The sequence below is a fragment of the Methylobacterium sp. P3_A11 genome (genome assembly GCF_056403155.1).
Genome location: NZ_JBFUGA010000216.1, coordinates 1 through 2953 on the forward strand (window position 1 = coordinate 1; position 2953 = coordinate 2953).

Genomic DNA, 2953 nt, shown 5'->3' on the forward strand with positions numbered 1-2953 from the left:
AGGCCACGTTCAAGGAACAGCTCCTCGATGTCGCGGTAGCTCAGCGGGTAGCGCAGGTACCAGGAGACCGCCTGCACGATCAGGACCGCCTCGAAGTGCCGGCCGCGGAAGTCGGTCCGTGCACGCTGCTTGAGCTTGGCGGCAATGGCAGACAGGATCATGGGCCGGCTCCAAAGCGGAGGCGGCAAGCTGAGCGGGTATGGCTAACGACCCGCGAACCTCAGCACATTCGCGATTGYGACAGCCCCGTCTACGCGCCTCCGTGCGGCGTGCAGGCGTGCATCGAGGATCACGACGCGGGCGAACAGCCAGTAGAACCGGACGGCCTGCCAGCGCGTCAAAGGACGGCCCTGGCGGTAGGACCGGGGCGCGGGCCGAGCCGGGAGGGCCGTCGGCATCAAGCGCGCTCCAGCAGGTCGACGAGGAACGAGCCGGCCGCCGCTAGGACGTTGCCGCGCCCCCGCCAGGGCAGCACGACCGCCTCGGGCGCCGGCTTCACCGCCACCTCCAGCAGAGCAGCCTCGGGCGTCTCGTCATCACAATCCTGATCGGTCCCGTGCAGCCATGCGGCTTAGCTTTCGTGGTGGCTCTCAAACAAAGCAGTACCAGATTACTACCAAGCTTCATGTTCTATTCGCATGTGTGAGGCCGATCACGGAAGTATCTGGGTAGATCCCTATGCCTTCAATCACGCAAGCGGACGAGCCGCTCGGCGATACATTGGAGAGCGTGATGATCGGTAAGACACTCAAGACCCTGCTCGCTGCTGCCGCCATCGCGGCTCCGGTCGGCATGTTGGCGGCAACCGACGCGTTCGCCTTCGGCGGCCACTTCGGTGGTGGAGGCGGTCACTTCGGCGGAGGTGGCTTCGGCGGTGGGCACCCGGGCGGCTTCGGCGGGAGGCACCTCGGTGGAGGCGGCGGGTTCGGMGGCCGTCATTTCGGCGGAGGCTACGGYGGCTTCGGTTGGGGACCYCGTCGCCTCATCTACGTGGGTAGCACCTGCGGCTATGGCGCTCACTACAGCAATTACTGGGGYGGCTGCGTYCCGAAYGACTGAGCRCCCACGTCTGGAGCGCCAGAACAGGCGCTCCTATGCCCGCTCCAGCAGGTTGATGAGCGCCGTACCGGCAGCGRCGATGACGTTGCCTCGCCCGCTCCAGCGCAGCGGCGAAACCGGGATCGAGTAGAGACGGGTCCGACGCTTGGTCCAGCGGTAATGCACCTCGGCGCGCCACTCCTCGTGTGCCTCGCGGTGGGTGGCGATGGCAGCGAAGATCGGATCGGGCTGCTTGCGGGCCATGGGTGCGGGGCCTCAGTGCGCAGCGGCGCGGTGGGCGGCCTTGGCGACCTGCCAAGTGGCCTTGAGAGCGGAGGACATCGCCTCGCCGCGGGAGACACCGCAGCGCTCCTGAATGCCGGTGGCGGCCTTGCAGGCGGGGGCCATGATGGCGGCGCGGTCGTAGCGGCCGGTCAGGCTCGGGTAACCGCCCTCCCACATTCTGCGCTTTGGGCCGCGTTGCGTACAGGCCCCGGCCGTGAGGAACGGTATCGAGCCCCGTCAGCCCGTGGTTAGATCGGGTGACGGGGCTCACAGCGCGGCGTTGTCACCGATCAGCGGCAACGATCTGTTAACCATAACGGCAGAGGTAGCTGTCAGCGACCGGCTGGGGGCTGAGCGTCGGAAGAGCAGCACCGAGACCCGGATGTACGGTCTCGCGGTGCGGCCTTGTTGGCGCAGTCGCGACAAGCCCGCACCTGGAACACCAGGGCGGGCTTTTATCGTCGGGTCGGGCGGTCGGGCAGATGCAGGGCTATGCCAGCGCCTGCGGATGCAGCGACGGCCGCCCGGTATACGCGTCGGGCTTGAGCGGGCAACCGCTGTGCGCCTTGCGGTGGTAGAGGCTACGGCGAACGTTCGGTCCACTGTACGACCCGTTGATCGCCACGCGGCCGTGACAGGCCGGGCAACGCTTGACCGCCATGGTGTGGTGAGAAGCAGCCTCGTCCAAGCTGACGGCACGCCATGCACCCTCGATTTTCACTTCACAGGTCTGCGGGTCGGGGCTTAGCATTGCGCCGATCTGCCATGCTGACGCGAGTGTCGCCAGCGCCTTGGGTTCACACCAGTGCTGGCCTGCGGATCGCCGCCTCACTACGCCGAGGCCACGATCATTCGTGCCCGCGCCTCGGCCAAGCGCTCGTCGTCCGTGTGCACCGGCATGTCGGCGACGACCTTCTCGACGATCTGCCGCGTGATCGCCTCGTCAAGGCCGAGGCCGCGGGCGAACCCGTCGAGGCGTCTCATCATGTGCTGGGTCGCTGCACGCTCGTGTGGGGCCTCGGGATCGTCGCTCATCCCTCGACCGGGAAGCCCATGATGACGGCAGTCATCACCATCGTGCGGCGCAGGCCGGGCGTGGTGGCCTCGTCGGCCAGCAGCTTCTTGGCCTGCGGGTGCATCTCGATCGCCTTGGCCACATCGACCCGGTGGCCCGACTTGAAGACGAACGGGTCGGCCTTCTCGTCCTTTAGCTAGGCAGCCGTAGCCGCCTCGATCTCTTCATCCGTCACCTCGGACTTCCGGCGTAGGTCGCCGACGCTGGGGATCTCTTTTGCCATGGCGCGGAGGTAGCGCGCACCGGCCGGGCGGCCATACTAACAAGGCTCGCCCGGCCTCGCGCACGTTCCGACCGCGCTTCTACCGGGGCTGTCGCAATCGCGAATGTGCTGAGGTTCGCGGGTCGTTAGCCATACCCGCTCAGCTTGCCGCCTCCGCTTTGGAGCCGGCCCATGATCCTGTCTGCCATTGCCGCCAAGCTCAAGCAGCGTGCACGGACCGACTTCCGCGGCCGGCACTTCGAGGCGGTCCTGATCGTGCAGGCGGTCTCCTGGTACCTGCGCTACCCGCTGAGCTACCGCGACATCGAGGAGCTGTTCCTTGAACGTGGCCT

5 protein-coding genes and 2 pseudogenes are annotated in these 2953 nt (G+C 67.1%); 1 reads left to right on the forward strand and 6 read right to left on the reverse strand.

Annotation, left to right across the window (positions count from 1 at the left end; all coding sequences use genetic code 11):
- The 6 genes and pseudogenes from AC1DXK_RS30675 to AC1DXK_RS30700 all read right to left on the reverse strand — a co-directional run.
- Window positions 1-161: pseudogene (locus AC1DXK_RS30675) on the reverse strand (IS6 family transposase); the annotation flags it as partial.
- Window positions 162-684: 523 nt separating this feature from the next.
- On the reverse strand, window positions 685-882 hold the full coding sequence (locus AC1DXK_RS30680) for a hypothetical protein (RefSeq protein ID WP_477299683.1): 198 nt from the start codon (window positions 880-882) through the stop codon (window positions 685-687).
- A 210-nt stretch (window positions 883-1092) separates the two neighbouring features.
- Window positions 1093-1302 (reverse strand): hypothetical protein, encoded by a 210-nt coding sequence (locus AC1DXK_RS30685; RefSeq protein ID WP_477299684.1) that lies wholly within the window; start codon window positions 1300-1302, stop codon window positions 1093-1095.
- A 12-nt stretch (window positions 1303-1314) separates the two neighbouring features.
- A complete protein-coding gene (locus AC1DXK_RS30690; protein WP_457108833.1) occupies window positions 1315-1500 on the reverse strand; it encodes a hypothetical protein in 186 nt (61 codons plus the stop codon).
- Window positions 1501-2154: 654 nt separating this feature from the next.
- Window positions 2155-2310 (reverse strand): hypothetical protein, encoded by a 156-nt coding sequence (locus tag AC1DXK_RS30695; protein WP_457108834.1) that lies wholly within the window; start codon window positions 2308-2310, stop codon window positions 2155-2157.
- A 44-nt stretch (window positions 2311-2354) separates the two neighbouring features.
- Window positions 2355-2480, reverse strand: coding sequence for a hypothetical protein (locus tag AC1DXK_RS30700; RefSeq protein ID WP_457108835.1), 126 nt, complete (start codon window positions 2478-2480; stop codon window positions 2355-2357).
- 312 nt (window positions 2481-2792) lie between these two features.
- Between AC1DXK_RS30700 and AC1DXK_RS30705 the strand changes: the two are divergent.
- Window positions 2793-2953, forward strand: a pseudogene (locus tag AC1DXK_RS30705) (IS6 family transposase); the annotation flags it as partial.